The 16,613-nt window shown below is 62.5% G+C and carries 15 protein-coding genes; 4 read left to right on the top strand and 11 right to left on the bottom strand.

The features are described 5' to 3' along the window. Positions 1–42: 42 nt before the first annotated feature. The 5 genes from ribH to DXT74_RS14205 form a co-directional block, all read right to left on the bottom strand. Positions 43–513: a 6,7-dimethyl-8-ribityllumazine synthase gene (ribH, locus tag DXT74_RS14225; protein ID WP_043590598.1), complete on the bottom strand. Its 471-nt coding sequence runs from the start codon at positions 511–513 to the stop codon at positions 43–45. Positions 514–592: 79 nt separating this feature from the next. Next, positions 593–1,699 carry a bifunctional 3,4-dihydroxy-2-butanone-4-phosphate synthase/GTP cyclohydrolase II gene (gene ribBA / locus DXT74_RS14220; protein WP_019102388.1) on the bottom strand — a complete coding sequence of 369 codons (1,107 nt, stop codon included), beginning with the start codon at positions 1,697–1,699 and terminating at the stop codon, positions 593–595. Positions 1,700–1,810: 111 nt separating this feature from the next. Further along, positions 1,811–2,467, bottom strand: coding sequence for a diphthine--ammonia ligase (locus DXT74_RS14215; RefSeq protein ID WP_194428099.1), 657 nt, complete (start codon positions 2,465–2,467; stop codon positions 1,811–1,813). A gap of 2 nt (positions 2,468–2,469) precedes the next feature. Beyond that, positions 2,470–3,087 carry a riboflavin synthase gene (locus DXT74_RS14210; protein ID WP_043631612.1) on the bottom strand — a complete coding sequence of 206 codons (618 nt, stop codon included), beginning with the start codon at positions 3,085–3,087 and terminating at the stop codon, positions 2,470–2,472. Between the two features lie 97 nt (positions 3,088–3,184). Then, positions 3,185–5,428, bottom strand: a complete 2,244-nt coding sequence (locus tag DXT74_RS14205; RefSeq protein ID WP_194426271.1) for a TonB-dependent receptor domain-containing protein — start codon at positions 5,426–5,428, stop codon at positions 3,185–3,187. 112 nt (positions 5,429–5,540) lie between these two features. Between DXT74_RS14205 and DXT74_RS14200 the strand changes: the two genes are divergently transcribed. The 3 genes from DXT74_RS14200 (at position 5,541) to DXT74_RS14190 (ending at position 8,779) form a co-directional block, all read left to right on the top strand. Then, entirely contained in the window at positions 5,541–7,151 is a 1,611-nt protein-coding gene (locus tag DXT74_RS14200; RefSeq protein ID WP_081557087.1) for a peptide chain release factor 3, read from the top strand. 19 nt (positions 7,152–7,170) lie between these two features. Further along, positions 7,171–8,037 carry a mechanosensitive ion channel domain-containing protein gene (locus tag DXT74_RS14195; RefSeq protein ID WP_081557086.1) on the top strand — a complete coding sequence of 289 codons (867 nt, stop codon included), beginning with the start codon at positions 7,171–7,173 and terminating at the stop codon, positions 8,035–8,037. Positions 8,038–8,134: 97 nt separating this feature from the next. Further along, entirely contained in the window at positions 8,135–8,779 is a 645-nt protein-coding gene (locus DXT74_RS14190) for a TetR/AcrR family transcriptional regulator (protein ID WP_019102235.1), read from the top strand. A 69-nt stretch (positions 8,780–8,848) separates the two neighbouring features. On the opposite strand, the gene aroF is transcribed toward DXT74_RS14190, so the two are convergent. From aroF to DXT74_RS14160, 6 genes are all read right to left on the bottom strand, one after another. Next, positions 8,849–9,865 carry a 3-deoxy-7-phosphoheptulonate synthase gene (aroF, locus tag DXT74_RS14185; protein WP_043631606.1) on the bottom strand — a complete coding sequence of 339 codons (1,017 nt, stop codon included), beginning with the start codon at positions 9,863–9,865 and terminating at the stop codon, positions 8,849–8,851. Between the two features lie 22 nt (positions 9,866–9,887). Next, positions 9,888–10,457 (bottom strand): hypothetical protein, encoded by a 570-nt coding sequence (locus DXT74_RS14180; RefSeq protein WP_194426270.1) that lies wholly within the window; start codon positions 10,455–10,457, stop codon positions 9,888–9,890. Between the two features lie 18 nt (positions 10,458–10,475). Continuing rightward, entirely contained in the window at positions 10,476–11,057 is a 582-nt protein-coding gene (locus DXT74_RS14175) for a TIGR00730 family Rossman fold protein (protein WP_194426269.1), read from the bottom strand. 81 nt (positions 11,058–11,138) lie between these two features. Next, positions 11,139–12,212 carry a prephenate dehydratase gene (gene pheA, locus DXT74_RS14170; protein ID WP_043590587.1) on the bottom strand — a complete coding sequence of 358 codons (1,074 nt, stop codon included), beginning with the start codon at positions 12,210–12,212 and terminating at the stop codon, positions 11,139–11,141. A 417-nt stretch (positions 12,213–12,629) separates the two neighbouring features. Further along, entirely contained in the window at positions 12,630–13,838 is a 1,209-nt protein-coding gene (locus DXT74_RS14165) for an MFS transporter (protein WP_194426268.1), read from the bottom strand. A 127-nt stretch (positions 13,839–13,965) separates the two neighbouring features. Beyond that, a complete protein-coding gene (locus DXT74_RS14160) occupies positions 13,966–15,420 on the bottom strand; it encodes an aminoacyl-histidine dipeptidase (RefSeq protein WP_114153998.1) in 1,455 nt (484 codons plus the stop codon). Positions 15,421–15,958: 538 nt separating this feature from the next. Here DXT74_RS14160 and bluB point away from each other — a divergent pair. Beyond that, entirely contained in the window at positions 15,959–16,597 is a 639-nt protein-coding gene (bluB, locus tag DXT74_RS14155; RefSeq protein WP_019102227.1) for a 5,6-dimethylbenzimidazole synthase, read from the top strand. The last annotated feature ends 16 nt before the right edge of the window (positions 16,598–16,613 follow it).

Genomic DNA, 16,613 nt, shown 5'->3' with positions numbered 1-16,613 from the left:
TGAGCCGGGCACGCCCGGCTCCGGTATCTTGGCGGGAGCCGATCAGCCGCGCAGGATGCGCTTCCGCAGATTCGCCATCTCCACCGCCACGGCAGCGGCCTCGCGGCCTTTGACTTCCATGCGCACTTCGGCCTGCTCGTCGGTTTCGGTGGTCAGAATCGCGTTGGCGATCGGGATGTCGAAGTCCAGCCCCACGCGGGTCACGCCCGCGCCGGATTCGTTCGACACCAGTTCGAAATGGTAGGTTTCGCCGCGGATCACCGCTCCCAGCGCCACCAGCGCGTCGAAGCGGCCGCTCTTGGCCATGGTTTGCAACACCAGCGGCGCTTCCAGCGCGCCCGGCACCGTGGCCAGGGTCACGTCCTCGGCGGCCACGCCCAGCCGGGCCAGCTCGCCCAGGCAGGCATCGCGCAAGCCTTCGCAAACCGGGGTGTTGAAACGCGACATCACAACGCCGATTTTCAGGCCCTTGCCCATCAGATCGGGTTCTATACGCTGGATAGCTTGAAGCATCTTGTTCCTCGCGGCGGAATCACTACGGAAAACCGGAGATTCTACCTCAATCCCCGGACCTTAGCCATTGCGCCGCCGCTCATTCCTCGTCCACGTGGAAGGCCCGCGGCTGACAAAAGCCGGTCACTTCCAGGTCGAAGCCGGTCATGGACGACAAGCTCACCGGGGCGGTCATCAGCTTCATCTTGCCCACGCCCAGCGCCTTGAGCATTTGCGCGCCGATGCCGAAGGTCTTGCTGTCCCAACGCTGCTTCTGCTGCTCCAGGCCCAGCGCGCGCTGCGCCAAGTCCTCGCCGGTTTCATCGCGGTACAGCAATACCACGACGCCGTGGCCGGCTTCCTCTATCATTTCCAGCGCATTCGGCACTGTCCAGGAATGCTGGCTGCACAAGGGCGCCAATACGTCGATCACGGACAAGGGTTCGTGCACGCGCACCAGGGTTTCGCGCTGCGCCTCAATCTCGCCCTTGACCAGGGCCAAGTGAGTGGCGCGGGTGGTGATGTCGCGGAACACATGCAAGTCGAAGGCGCCGAACGGGGTGTCCACCGGTCGTTGCCCCACCTTCTCCACCAGCGATTCTGTGCGGCTGCGGTATTGGATCAAGTCAGCGATGGTGCCCACTTTCAAGCCATGCTCGCGCGCGAACTCCACCAGTTCGGGCAGGCGGGCCATGGTGCCGTCGTCATTCATGATTTCGCAGATCACGCCGGCCGGCTCCAAACCCGCCAGCATCGCCAGATCGCAGCCGGCTTCGGTGTGGCCGGCGCGGATCAGCACGCCGCCTTTTTGCGCTTTCAGCGGGAAGATGTGACCCGGCTGCACCAGGTCCGCCGGCTTGGCCAGCCGCGCCACCGCGGCTTGCACGGTGCGGGCTCGGTCCGCCGCGGAAATGCCGGTGGTCACGCCTTCGGCGGCCTCGATGGACACGGTGAAGTTGGTGCTGTACGGAGTGCCGTTATTGCTGACCATCAGCGGCAGGTTCAACTGCTGGCAACGCTCCTCCGTCAGGGTCAGACAGATCAGACCCCGGCCGAACTTGGCCATGAAGTTGATCGCCTCCGGGGTGACGAACTCCGCCGCCATGACCAGATCGCCTTCGTTCTCGCGGTCCTCGGCGTCCACCAGCACCACCATCTTGCCGGCCTTGATGTCGGCGATAATGTCCTGAATCGGGGAAATAGTCATACCATCTTCCTTCGTAAGCACTTGTTTTTGGCGCGGGCCGCCGCCCGCCTGAATTCATTTTCAAAGCCTGTTCAAAGGCTCGCACTTGCTCGCGAGACTCTGAACAGGCTCTCAGCCAGGCAATAGGTCCAGGCTGACATAATCTCCATGGCGATGGATGTCGCCGTCGCGCAAGCGCAAGGGCTGGGCGAACAAAGGCCCGGCCATTGCCAGGGTGTGAAACTCGCCGGCCTCGGCGCAAGGATCCATGCCTTCCGCCAACATCCGGTCCACCCACTCGTGGCTCAGCTCCCGTCCCAACCACTCTTCGCCGGCCAGCCGGGTATTCACCACCACGATGCGGGCGCGGAAGCCGGCATCGATGAATTCTCGCACCAAAGCGGCGCGCGCTTGCTGCCACAGCGGCAGCCACGCTTGCAGGCCGGCGGCGGCGCAAACCTTTTCCTCCCACTCGCGGTGGGCGTCCAGATCGATGTCGCCGAACACCGCGGCCTCGCAACCGTCGGCGCGGGCCTCTACCAACCGGGCGATGAACTCGGCCTCATAGCCGTCCCAACTTGCGCGCCCCACTCGCAAGGGCAAACCCAGCGCCGCCGCCTGCAACTCCAGCACCTCCGGGCGCAAGCCGTGCGAGCGCGAACGCTCGCCGCGCTCGTCCGCCATCGTCAGCAAGGCTTGCGGATGGGCGCCAGCTCGCACCGCGCGCCATAGCGCCAGGCAGGAATCCTTGCCGCCGCTCCAGGAGGCCAGCACGCGCCGGCCAACCATGTTCACGCCGCGGCTCCTCGCTGGGCCAGCACCCGCTCCACCGTCTCAACGATGGCCTGAGTCTGCGGATCAACTTCGATATTGATCAAGTCGCCCACTTTGCGCGACTTGATGATGGTGCGCTCCAGGGTTTCCGGAATCAGGTGCACGCAGAAGCGGTTGTCCGTCACCTCGCCTATGGTCAGGCTGATGCCGTCAATACCGATATAGCCCTTGGCGAACACATATTTGATGTGTTCCGCCGGCAATTCGAACCATACGGTTCGGTTATTGGGCAGATCGATCACCCGGGCCACCTTGGCCATGCACAGAATATGACCGGACATCGCATGGCCGCCGATCTCGTCGCCAAAGCGCGCGGCGCGCTCGATATTGACCAGACTGCCGGTTTGCAACAGGCCGAGGTTGGTGACGCGCAGGGTTTCGCGCATTAGATCGAAGGAAACTTGATCGCCGTTGATGGCGGTGACAGTGAGGCAGCAGCCGTTGTGAGCCACCGAGGCGCCCAACTCCAGGCCGGGCAGCAAGGCCGCCGGCAAACGCAGCGTATGGGTGCGGAAGTCCTGCTTCTCCGTGATGGCGATCACTTCCGCCACCCCTTGGACGATACCGGTAAACACGAAGACGCTCCTTTGCGAGGGATTTGGAGCGCCATTGTAACGCAAGGAGGGGCGCGCGGCCCCTCCTAGTCTCAAATCAAACGCAAGCCGCGTTCCCTCAGAAACGCCAGGACACGCTGGTGCGGATCGCCCGCCCCATGCCTTCCGCGCCCTCGGTCAGATAAGGGATGTATTGAGTGTTGAACAGATTGTCCACCGCCAATCGCGCCTCCAGCCCCTTGAACCGGTCCTTGGGCTGCCAGCCCAGTGACAGGCCGAACAACGAATAGCCGTGCTGCGCGGGATAAGCATAAGGCGAATTGACCAATACCCGGTCCTGCTTGCGCACGAACTTGCCCTGCCCGCTCAAGGACAGGCCGATTTTGTTCCAGCGATAGCCAAGATTGGCCACCGCCTTGCGCGGCGGGATATTGGTGATGGGCTCGTCCCTGCCCCACGGGTCCATCAGGCTATGATTGCGTTCGCCTTTGGTCGACGACAAGGACAAGCTGCCGAACCAGCCGCCGGCCTGATAACGCCCTTCCAGCTCAAAGCCCTGAATCACATAGCCAGGCATATTGCGATAGAAACCAATCACTGGCGGCAGCGGCGCTCCCGGCGCATCTCCCCGGTTTGGCCCCAGGCGCTGCGCGATATCGTTTTTGACGGTTTGGCGATACCAAGTCAACGCTGCGGACAGATTGTCCCCGGACGTGAGCACATTGCCGCGCTCGTACTCTAACCCCAGCTTGACCGCGTTCAACGTTTCCGGCTGTAACTGGCGGCTAGTCGCCGTCGTGCGGCCCAAAGTCTGGGTATCGTATACCTCGTCCACGCCCGGCGCGCGCCAGGTGCGGGCATAGCCGGCGTCCAGCGTCCAGCCCGGACGGAAGTTCCAACGCGCGGCCAAGCGCGGCGACCAGCCGGAATACGCCAACCCGCTGTAATCGTGTCCCTTGGCTGGATCGTTATACGCGGAAGCCAGGTTTTCCCGCCCCTGTATCCATACATGGTCGTAGCGCAGAGAAGGCGTCAGCGTCAGGCTTTCCAAGGGCTGCCACTGATGCACCCAATAGGCGGATCGCACAGTTTCCTCGCCCGGAGGCTGGTAGCGCGGATTCAGATAACCATAGTTGTAAGCCGGATCCTTACGCTTATCCGGGCGGTAAAACAACGCATCCAGCGTCTTGTGCGCCCAGCTCACGCCCATAGTGACTTCCTGACGCGCCCAGCCGGAACCGAAGCGGGCGATATTGCGCAGTTCAAGGCGCCGGTCGCGCTGAGTCACCCAACTCTCGTTCCCGAACAAGGATGAGAAGGCGTAGATACTTGCCGTTGGCGGCCGGGTATCGTGCTGATAACGCCGCGACTGCGCATAGCTAAGCTGCAAATCCAGCCAGGGCGAATCGCTGACGAAGGTCCAATCCGCGCTCACCGTCTCATTTTGCTGCTCGCGCCACACACTTTGGCGGAGCCAAGCGCCTTCCCAGCCGTACTTCTTGATGTCGGCGGCGTTTGGCGCCGGGATATCCCCGCGCTTGGCCGCCCACGGCGTGCGCCGCTCCTCCTCCTGGCTCACCCAACCCAAGCGCAGTCGATGGCCGGGCGCTGGACGCCAGGCCAGCTTCAGCATGCCGCCCTCCAGATCATTGCCGGAAAACATCATGCCAGTGCCATCGCCCTTCTTGCCGTCGCCGGCGCGCGATCGGGTCATATAGGCCAGGATGTCGGCCTTGCTGCCAGGGCCGCCCGCATAGGCGGCCAGAGACTGGCCGAACTGATTGCCGTTGTCCTGATACATCAGCTTGGCGAAGCCGCCCACTGACTTGCCCGGCCGCAGCAGCTCGGCCACGGTCTTGGTTTCCGCCTTGACCACAGCGCCGAACGCGCCGTTGCCGTAGAACGGAGAATGTCCGCCCTTGAGGACCTCCACCGAACCCAGCAACTCCGGATCGATAAAAGACGTCCCCTGCTGATACTTGTCGAAGCCCTGCGGCGCGCCGTCCAGGGACACCTGCACATGCTCGACCGACTCAAAACCCCAAACATTGATGGTCTGACCGCCAGGACGCGGCGAGCCGCCGGCATTGACACCGGGCAACGCGTCCAGCACTTCTGCCAGGGAACGGGCTTGCGGCCGCTCGATTTCCTCGCGGTCCAGCTTATTGCTGCCCACCCGCGCCTGCGGGCCGTCGGCGGTGACGTGAACGGTATCCAGGCGCGCCGGCGCTTCGGCGGCCCAGACGCTTGGCGCAGCCAGGCAAGCCAGGCTCAGAACCAGAGCTTTGGGACGGAAGCGCGGCGGATTGGGGGCACGGAAAATAGAATCGGGGCAAGGCGGAGAAAGACGAGAGCAAGGCATCACGGTTTTATTTTGTTAATGATAATCATTATCAATACTAACATAAAACTTCCACCGTAAGGCAAGTCCGGTAAAATACCCGGCTTTATCGAATTCCAATACAAGCAATCCCATGTCCGCCGAACTCGCCCGCATCGCCGAAGAAGTGTCCCACCGCCGCACCTTCGCCATCATCTCCCACCCTGACGCCGGTAAGACCACGCTCACCGAAAAGCTGTTGCTGTTCTCCGGCGCCATTCAGATGGCCGGCACCGTCAAGGGCAAGAAAGGCGGCAAGTTCGCCACCTCCGACTGGATGGAAATCGAGAAGCAGCGCGGCATCTCGGTGGCGTCCTCGGTGATGCAGTTCGAATACCGCGACCACACCGTCAACCTGCTGGACACCCCCGGCCACCAGGATTTCTCCGAAGACACCTACCGCGTGCTGACCGCGGTGGACAGCGCCCTGATGGTGATCGACGCCGCCAAGGGCGTGGAGGAGCAGACCATCAAGCTGCTGAACGTCTGCCGCCTGCGCAGCACGCCCATCGTCACCTTCATGAACAAGTACGACCGCGAGGTGCGCGACAGCCTGGAGCTGCTGGACGAAGTGGAGAACGTGCTGAAGATCCGCTGCGCGCCCATCACCTGGCCCATCGGCATGGGCAAGGCCTTCCGCGGCGTCTACAGCCTGCTGAACGACGAGGTCATCCTGTTTGAACCGGGCGCGGAAAAGCTGATCACCGACGTGGAAGTAATCAAGGGCATAGACAACCCGCGTCTGGACCAGCTGTTCCCGCTGGAAATGGAACAACTGCGCATGGAGATCGAACTGGTCAAGGGCGCATCCAACGAGTGGAATCTGGATGAATTCCTGGCAGGCGAACTGACCCCGGTATTCTTCGGCTCCGCCATCAACAACTTCGGCGTGCGCGAAATCCTGGACGCGCTGATCAACTGGGCGCCCGCGCCGCAGCTGCGCGACGCCACCGTGCGCGAAGTCGCCCCCACCGAAGGCAAGTTCTCCGGTTTCGTGTTCAAGATCCAGGCCAATATGGACCCCAAGCACCGTGACCGCATCGCCTTCCTGCGCGTGTGCTCCGGCAAGTTCGAGCGCGGCATGAAGATGAAACACCTGCGCCTGAACCGCGACATCGCGGCCTCCAGCGTAGTGACCTTCATGTCCCACGACCGCGAAATCGTGGAAGAGGCGTTTGCCGGCGACATTATCGGCATTCCCAACCACGGCAATATCCAGATCGGCGACAGTTTCTCCGAAGGCGAAGACCTGACCTTTACCGGCATTCCCTTCTTTGCGCCGGAACTGTTCCGCAGCGTTCGCATCAAAAACCCTTTGAAGCTGAAACAACTGCAAAAGGGCCTGCAGCAACTGGGCGAAGAAGGCGCGGTGCAAGTATTCAAGCCGCACAGCGGCGGCGACCTGATTCTGGGCGCGGTGGGCGTGCTGCAGTTTGAAGTGGTGGCCTCGCGCCTGGCGGCCGAATACGGCGTGGACGCGATGTTCGAATCCGCCAGCATCTGGTCCGCGCGCTGGTTCAGCTGCGACGATCGCAAGAAGCTGGACGAATTCGTCAAAGCGCTGCAGATCAACATCGCCACCGACGCAGGCGGCAACCTCGCCTACCTGGCCCCCAACCGCGTCAACCTGCAACTGACTCAGGAACGCTGGCCGGACATCGTATTCCACGAAACCCGCGAACACGCGGTCAAACTCAACGACTGAAGCTGAAACCGACGACCCCATGGAGCCCAAGGCCACCTTGTTCGACTTGATAGGCTATCTGCGCGACAACTACTCGCACGAAATAGCGCGTTCGCTGATCCTGATCGCCGCCCTGCTTATCATCCGCCTGGTGGTGGACCGGCTGCTGGCGGCCAACAACAGCATAGCGATCGAGTCGAAGCGGCGTTGGTCGGTGAACACTCGCAACATCCTCTTCGTCTCCGGACTGGCCGGCATCGGCCTGATCTGGGCCAGCGAGCTGCAAACCATCGCGGTATCCATGCTGGCCTTCGCCGCCGCGCTGATCCTGGCCACCAAGGAACTGATCATGTGCCTGTCCGGCGGCCTGGTGCGCCAGACCTCCAACAGCTACAGCCTGGGCGATCATATCGAAGTGGGCACGGTGCGCGGGCGGGTGGTGGACATCGGCCTGCTGTCCACCACGGTGATGGAGATCGGACCCAATCACAGCTCGCACCAGATGACCGGGCGGGCGCTGACCTTTCCCAACAGCCTGCTGCTATCCACGCCGGTGATTCGCGAAAACTACATGGGCGACTATGTGATGCACATCGTCAACGTCCCCATGGCCTACTCCGTGCCGCCCATTCGCGCAGAGCGCCTGCTGATGGCGGCGGCGGAAGAATCCTGCCAGCCTCATCTGGAAGTGGCGCGCCAGCACATGGAGGACATGGCCAAGCGCAATCTGGTGGACATTCCGTCAGTGGAACCGCGCATCGCGCTACAGCCCATCGACGAAAAACGCTATCAGTTGATCTTGCGCATCGCGATACCGGCCCGCGACCGGCATCGTATCGAACAGACCATCTTGCACCACTTTCTGGCGCAATGTTTTCCCGAACAGGGCGATACAGCCCCGGCCTAAGACAGCGGGAAGCGCGCGCGCAAATAATTAGAGCAAGAACTCCAAATTTGCGTTAGAATGGCGCATCCCGAATGTCATTGAACAGCCCAAGCGCATCATGAGCAAAAACAGAATCAAAACCTACGACCGCATCATCCAGGAGAGCCTCAAGCTGTTCAACGAGCAGGGCGAGCGCAGCATCACCACCAATCACATTGCCGCGCATCTGGGCATCAGCCCGGGCAACCTGTACTACCACTTCCGCAACAAGGAAGAGATCGTCTATCAAATTTTCCTGATGTACCGCGAGTTCATCAACCAGCGCCTGGCGGTGCCGGAAAACCGAGAAATGACGGTGGACGATCTGGTTAACTACCTGGATACCGCCTTCCTGGCGATGTGGCAGTTCCGCTTCATGTTCTACGACCTGCCGGGCATGCTGGCGCGCAACCCGCAAATGCAGTCGGAGTACCATCAGTTCGTCAACACCGAACTGAAAAACATCCTGGCCGAACACTTCCGCGAATTCATCCGCTTGGGCTTGCTGGAAATGGACGAGGAAGACATCGAACCGGTCAGCATCAATATCTGGCTGGTGGTGAAGTTCTGGTTCGCTTTCGAACAAACCGCGCGCCCCAAAGCGCCGATCACCGAGGAATCCGGTCACCGAGGCGTGCTGCAGGTACTGGCCCTGCTCAAACCCTATGTGCAGGATCAGTATATGGGCGCCTTCCGCGCGCTGTGCGAACGCCACAAGGTTTGATCGCCGGCGCCGGAAAAAGCAAAGCCGCGTAAACGCGGCTTTTTTCATGCATCGACGCTTGGAATCCGATTACAGACTGCGCCCCAAGGCCGCCGCCAAGGGCCGCAGCTCCGCCATCAGCGCGGCCAGCCCCTCAGGCGTCAAGGCCTGATCGGCTTCGCACAAGGCGGCCTCCGGCTGCGGGTGCATGTCCAGCAGCAGGCCGTCCGCACCGGCGGCCAAAGCCGCCTTGGCCAGCGCCGGCACCAGCCAGGCTTTGCCGGCGGCGTGACTGGGGTCGACAATCACCGGCAAATGAGTTTCGCGCTTGAGCAAGGGAATCGCGCTGACATCCAGCGTGGCGCGATAGGCTGGCTCGAAACTCCGAATCCCGCGCTCGCAGAACACGATGTTGTGGTTGCCGCCGGCTGCGATGTATTCGGCGGCCATCAACCAGTCGCCCAAGGTCGCGGCAACGCCGCGCTTGAGGATAACCGGCTTGTTCAAGCGCCCCACCTCCTTCAACAGCTCGACGTTTTGCATGCTGCGCGAACCAATCTGGATGATGTCCACGCCCTGCTCCAAAAACACGTCCAGCATGCGCACATCGGCCAACTCGGACACCACCGGCAGCCCCTCGGCGCGGCCGGCGGCGATCAACTGCTCAATGCCCTCAACCCCCAGGCCTTGGAAGCCGTAAGGGCTGGGATGCTGCTTGAACACGCCGCCGTGCAGCAACCGGCAACCGGCGGCCCGCGTCGCTGTCGCGGCCTGTGCGATCTGCTGTGCCGACTCCACCGCGGACGGTCCGGCAATCACCTGCAAGGCTTCGCCGCCGAAGGCCAGACCTCGCGCCTGCACCACGCTGTTCTGCGGGTGAGTCTCCCGGGAGACGATGCGGTACTCGCGCACCACCCGCATCGCCCGCTCCACCCCCGGCATCGACTCGAACATTTCCGGCGACAAGCTGCGTTCGTCCCCCACCGCGCCGATGATGGTGCGCTCCGCGCCGCGCGACACATGCTCGCTGAGCCCCGCGCCTCGTATCTTGGCCACCACGGCCGCCACTTCGCTTTCCGGCGCCAGCCGGTTCATGATGATGATCATCCGCTATCCCGTTCAAAACCCTTCATGGCCGCCTGCGCCAACGCCCAGCCAAACGACGCCCCAGCCGCGACCAGAACGACGGCCGCTGCGCGCCGCGCCGGACAAACCCGGCCAGCGCATGCGCCAGCCGCCACGGAGCCGAGGCCCGCAAGCGCTCGAAGATTCGCTCGCGCCAGTAAACGAAGCCATTATACAGCCGCACAAACCAGGACACTCGCATCAGCGTCGGCCGGGTCAGCGTAAACAACCGCGCCGCCAGGGCGGTGCCTCCCACCTTGGCCAGCAGAATAATCAGCACGCCCAGCAGCGCGTGCCCCCGCCCGATCAGGAACAGCGCCGCCAGTTTCACCGGCAGCAACAAGGCCGCCGGCAGCGCGAATATCGCCAGGGCAGCCCACGGCGGCAAGACGGCGATGCGCCGCTCCAGCGCAGCCAGCGGCGGCCAGGCCGCCAAGCGCCCCAGCGCGGCGGACAGCTCGTCCCAGGCGTACTCTTCGAACAGGATGATCAAGGCCGCCAGCAAGGCCAGCGGCCAGGTCAACACCCGTTTCAGCCGGCGCCAGCCCTGCGCCGCCGTTTCTCTCGCCCGCATCTTGGCTTCAGCGCCGACTCAAGCCTTGGCCAGGTCCAGCCACTTGACGACCTCCCGCGGCTGGTAAGCGCGCATATCCGACAACAGCGCAGACAAGTCTTCGTTGATGCGGAACAAGTCCATATTGCCGGGACGGGCGAAGCCCTCCGCCACCGCGTGCTCCATCATCCGATGCAAGGGCTGATAATAGCCGGCGGCGTCCAGCAGCCCCACCGGCTTGCCGTGCAAGGACAACTGACCCCAGGTCAAGATCTCGAACAATTCGTCGAAGGTGCCGAAGCCGCCCGGCAGCGCGATGAAGCCGTCGGATAACTCCGCCATCAGCGCCTTGCGCTGGTGCATGGTTTCGGTGACATGAATTTCCGTCAAGCCGGTATGCGCCACTTCTTTGGCCTTGAGAAACTCCGGAATCACGCCGATGACTTTGCCGCCGGCCGCCAGCGCGGCATCCGCGGCCACGCCCATCAAACCCACTTTACCGGCGCCGTAGACCAGAGTGATGCCCTGTTCGGCCAAGGTGCGGCCAAAGTCCCGGGCGGCCGCTTCGTATTCGGGCTTGACGCCCTTGTTGGAGCCGCAAAACAGGCAGATAGCTTTCATTCTTATTTTTCCCCTATCAAACATTAACGTCAAAAACACAACGGGCCGCTGCGCGGCCCGCTTGCATCCTCATCCTAAAATTCAAAGCACCGCGAGCGGATAAGAGCCCAGCACTTTGACAAAGGAAGTGCACTCGGCGAGCCCCGCCAGCGCCTGCTGCACATTGGCGTCGTCTCGATGCCCTTCCATATCAATGAAAAACACATAGTCCCACAGGCCCGCGCGCGACGGCCTGGACTCGAATTTGCTCATCGACACCCCATTGCCGGCTATGGGCGCCAGCAACTGGTGCACCGCCCCAGGGCGGTTGGGCGCGGACACCACCACCGAGGTCTTGTCCTGGCCTGTCACGCCCACGTCTTGCAGCCCCAATACCAGGAAACGGGTGGTGTTGTTGGGCTCGTCCTCGATATTGGACGCCAGCTTCAACAGCGCGTAGCGCTCGGCCGCGGCCTGACCGGCGATCGCCGCAGCGCCCTCGTCTTCGGCCGCCAGCCGCGCCGCTTCGGCGTTGCTGGCCACCGACACCCGCTCCACCGCTTCCGGCAGGTTCTTGTTCAGCCACTCATGACACTGCGCCAGCGCCTGAGCATGCGCGTAGACGCGACGGATGCCGTCCAGGCCCTCCACCTTCCGCAGCAAATGGTGGTGGATGCGCAGCACCACTTCGCCGCAAATCTTCAACGGACTGGTGACCATCAGGTCCAGCGTGCGGCCCACCGCGCCTTCAGTGGAATTCTCCACCGGCGCCACCACGTAATCCAGACCACGCGACTCCACCAGACGAAAAGCCTCGTCGATCGAACTACAGGCCACCGTGCGCGCGGCGTGGCCGAAATGCTTGAGCGTGGCCAACTGGCTGAAAGTACCTTCCGGCCCCAGATAGGCGATGGACAGCGGCTTTTCCAGCGCCAGGCATTCGGACATCACCTCGCGGAACAAGCGCGCCACCGACTCGCCCGGCAAAGGTCCGGGATTGAGTTCTTTGACGCGGCGCAACACCTGCGCCTCGCGCTCGGGCCGATAGATGATGCCGCCGCCCTTGATCTCGCCGATCTCACGCGCGTGAGTGGCGCGCTGGTTCAGCAGATTGAGGATTTCCACATCGATGTTGTCGATGGCATCGCGGTGCTGTTTAAGTAAATGTTCCGACACGGCTTCCAGTCTTTCTCTATTGCATGCATCCTGTAGAGACGCGCGCGTCCGGGTTTGAACACGCGGCTCCCGAAACACCCAGTTTCCGCGAGATGAGCCACGCTCGCAAGCCTTTGTCGCGATAAAACGCAAGAGACCAACCAACTCTTAGAATCTCTTCAAAGCCGCGCGACTTACGTCGAAGCAAAACGAAAAGAGCTGGGCAAGTGGAATGCATACGCGACCCATGGGTATTTCGAAGCGGGTTTCAACGCCTCTGTCTAACTCCCCGGCCGACGCGCAGCAACTCGTGAACAGGTTCTTAACCAAAACAAGTCCATACCCGGTTGGCCAGGTCCACCACGAAATCGGCGCGCAAATACATCCCGGTCAGCCAGGCCAGCAGCAGCGCCGCGCCGACGGACAACAGCACAGCCCTCATGCGTCCTCCTTGGAAAAACCGGCCGACGGCGTTTCGCGCACCGGCAGATTGGCCGCGGCGGCCAGCAGGCCCAGGGCTATCGCCAGCATCCATACCAGATCGTAATTGCCGAGCAAGTCATAGAGCGCCCCGCCCAGCCACACCCCCAGGAAACTGCCCACCTGGTGCGAGAAAAACACCGCGCCGGACAGCAGACCCAGGTGACGTACGCCGAACATGCCGGCGATCACCCCATTGGTCAACGGCACCGTGGACAGCCACAAAAAACCCATCGTGGCGGCGAACACCGCCACAGAAACGCCGCTGAGCGGCAGCAATAGAAAAACCGCGATCACCACGCTGCGCATCAGGTAAATGAAACTGAGCAGGCTGGGCTTTGACCAACGGCTGCCCAGCTCGCCAAAGGCCATGGTGCCGAATATATTGAACAGGCCGATCAAGGCCAGCGCCAGACTGGCGGTGCCGCCGCCCAAGCCGTGGTCGCGCAGATAGGCCGGCAGATGCACGCCGATGAACACTACCTGAAAGCCGCAGACGAAATAGCCGGCCATCAGCAGACGGAAGCCGCGTTCCGCCCAGGCGGCGGCGAAGGTGTCCGCCATCCCGCGCAACAAATGCTGGGCCGCGGCGGTTTGCGCCGGCCGGTCCTCGCGCGCCAGCCAGCCGGACAAGGGCAGCATCAGTGCGGCGCAGCCGGCCAGGATCAGCAACGCCGGCAGCCAGCCCAGGCCGTCGATCAAGCCTTGCTCCACCGGGATCATCGCAAACTGGCCGAAAGACCCCGCCGCCGCGACGATGCCCATCGCGCGCGAACGGTAGGCCGGCGACACGCTGCGCGCCACCACGCCAAAAATCACGCTATAAGTGACACAGGACAAGGCCAGACCGAGCAAGACGCCGGCCGACAGGGAAAACAGCAAGGGTGTGCCGGACACCGTCATCAAAGCCAGGCCGGCGACATAAAGCAAGGCGCCGCCCAGCAGCACCTTGCCGGAACCATGCCTGTCCGCCAGCGCGCCGGCGAAGGGTTGAGCCAGGCCCCATACCAGGTTTTGCAGGCCCAGCGCGAAGGCGAAGGCTTCCCGGCTCCAGCCGAAGGCCTGGGTCATCGGCGGCATGAAGAAACCAAAGCCATGGCGTATGCCCATGGCCAGCGACACAATCAGGCCGCCGGTCAGCAGCAATCGCTTTATGGAATCGTTCATCGCTAGTCTCCATGCGAAATAACAGCGGCGCGGCTGTTGTGATCATAGGGCAAAACCGGCTCGACCAATACAAAACCGGCCAGCTGACGCTGGCCGGTATTCGCTTCAAAACTTAGCTAACAGAGATTCAGCGCGCCGGCACCGCAGCCAACACTGCCTTCAGCAAATGCCAGGCCTTGCCCACCGACTCCACCTCCACCCGCTCGCCCGGCGCATGCGCGCCGCGGATGTTGGGCCCGAAGGACACCATGTCCATATCCGGATACTTGGAACCCAAGATGCCGCACTCTAGGCCGGCATGGATCACTTGCACCTGAGCCTCGTCGCCGAACTCGCGCGCATAGACTTGCTGGAACAAGGCCAGCAGCTTGGATTGCGGGTTAGGCGCCCAGCCCGGGTAGCCGCCTTCCATCTCGACGTTGCAACCAGCCAACAGGAACAGGCTTTCCACCTCGCGCGCCAGCATCCAGGTACCGGAATCCAGCAAGGAGCGCACCATCAGGTTGGCGAACAACTTGCCCTCTTCCACCACCACCACGCCCAGGTTGTTGGAGGTTTCCACCACGCCCTGGACGCGCTGGCTCATGCGCTTGACGCCATGCGGCGCCGCGTGCAAGGCAGCGAAGATCGCGCCTTGATCCGCGCGCGACATCACCTTGTCCAGCTCGATCCGCTCCTGCACCACGGTGACGCCCTCGTCGACGCCAGCCAGTTCAAAACGCAGCAGGCTCTGGAACGCATCCAGCTTGGCCGCCACCTTGTCCGCATCCGCGGCCGGGAAAGCCACTGCGGCGAAAGCCTCGCGCGACAAGGCGTTGCGCGCGGTACCGCCCTTGAACGAAGACACGCGCAGATCGGTTTCCGCTTCCAGCTCGCGGATCAGACGAATCAGAATCTTGTTGGCGTTGCCGCGGCCCAGATGAATATCGGCGCCGGAATGGCCGCCGCGCAGGCCTTTGATCACCAGGCTGGCGGCTTGATAGCCAGCGGGCACGGCCTCGCTCGCATAGCCGCGGCTGACGTTGACATCGACGCCGCCGGCGCAGCCCATGTAGAACTCGCCCCACTCTTCGGTATCGATATTGATCAGGTACTGGCCTTGCAAAAGGCCGGTACCCAAGCCCAGCGCGCCGCCCATGCCGGCTTCCTCATCCAGTGTCAGCAACACCTCGATCGGCCCGTGCGGCACGTCCTCGCTATTCAGCACCGCCATGCCCAGCGCCACGCCGATGCCGTTGTCGGCGCCCAGCGTGGTGTTTTCCGCCACCAGCCAGCCGTCTTGCAGCACCGGACGAATCGGATCCTTGAAGAAGTCGTGCTCGGTGCCGGTGTTGGCCTGGCACACCATGTCCAGATGGCCTTGCAACACCACGCCGATGCGGTTTTCGTAGCCTGGGGTCGCCGGTTTGCGAATGATCAGGTTGCCGACCTCGTCTACCACGGTGTCCAGGCCGCGCAGTTCCGCCCACCCCTTCAGGTAATCGCGCAATTGCTGCTCATGCTTGGACGGACGCGGGATTTCACACAAGGTCTGGAAATGCTCCCAGACGACTTTGGGTTCTAGTTCTGCAATTCGGGTCACGGAAAGTCCTCTAAATCATCAAGATGCGATAGCGGTTCGGGCTATGGCCGAACGCGCCGCGCCCGGCGCGGCAACGTTGGAATTCAGACTGTCCACTTTATCACGCCCGCATGCGCGGCGTCATGTGGGAAACTCATGCCAAAAGCGTCTAATCCGCTGAATCGCTTGACCGAAGTCATGAGTCCTCCTGCAAGCAAGGCCATGCTATTTGCCAGCTGTGACAAAGCCGCTATCCTCCGACACTGAAAATCCCTCTCGTCCGTTTGCCAAAGCCTGTTCAAAGTCTCGCAATCTGGAGCAAGACAGGGTGAAACCGCTTAGAGCAGCTAACAAAACTCAGTATTACGGCTGAGGCAAGGCGCGCCGACGCAGGCCGTACTTGAGTACGGCAAGTCGGCGCAACGCAGCATCAGGAGTTTGTTAGCCACTCTTAATAAAAAGAAATGGCCATGCGATGCATGAACATTTGAGCTTGTGTTCCACGCCGTATTGCTGAAGCGCAGCAGATCTCGAACAGGTTCTTTAGAAAGGCCTCCCCATGCACCGCTATCCCGATCAAGACATCGCCGCCATCTACCGGGTGATAGAACAACGGCGCGACATGCGCCATTTTCTGCCGGACCCGGTAGACCCGGCCCTGCTGCGACGGCTGCTCGAAGCCGCCCACCACGCGCCCAGCGTCGGCTATATGCAGCCGTGGCGCTTCATCCGTATCGCTAACCGCAGCCTGCGCGAGGAAATAGGCAAACTGGTGGACGCCGAGCGCCTGCGCACCGCGGATCAATTGGGCGAGCGCCAAGCAGAATTCCTGCGCCTGAAAGTGGAAGGCATCCGCGACTGCGGCGAAGTGCTGGTAGCCGCGCTGATGGACGGCCGCGAACGCCATGTGTTCGGCCGCCGCACTCTGCCGGAAATGGACTTGGCCTCGGTGGCCTGCGCCATCCAGAACCTGTGGCTGGCGGCCCGCGCCGAAGGCCTGGGCATGGGCTGGGTGTCCTTGTTCGACCCGGCCGCGCTCTCCGCGCTGCTGGGCATGCCGGAGGGCGCAAAACCCATTGCCGTGCTGTGTCTTGGCCATGTCGCCGAGTTCTACGCCCAACCCATGCTGGAACAAGAAAAGTGGGCCAGCCGCCAGCCTCTGGAGCAATTGGTGTTTGAAGACCGCTGGCGCGACTGAGCCAAAGCTGGCGGCG

The sequence above is a fragment of the Chromobacterium sp. Rain0013 genome (assembly GCF_015291765.1).
GTDB classification, from domain to species: domain Bacteria; phylum Pseudomonadota; class Gammaproteobacteria; order Burkholderiales; family Chromobacteriaceae; genus Chromobacterium; species Chromobacterium haemolyticum.
The sequence above is the reverse complement of the archived record's forward strand: the minus strand, read 5'-3'. Positions and strand labels throughout refer to the sequence as shown.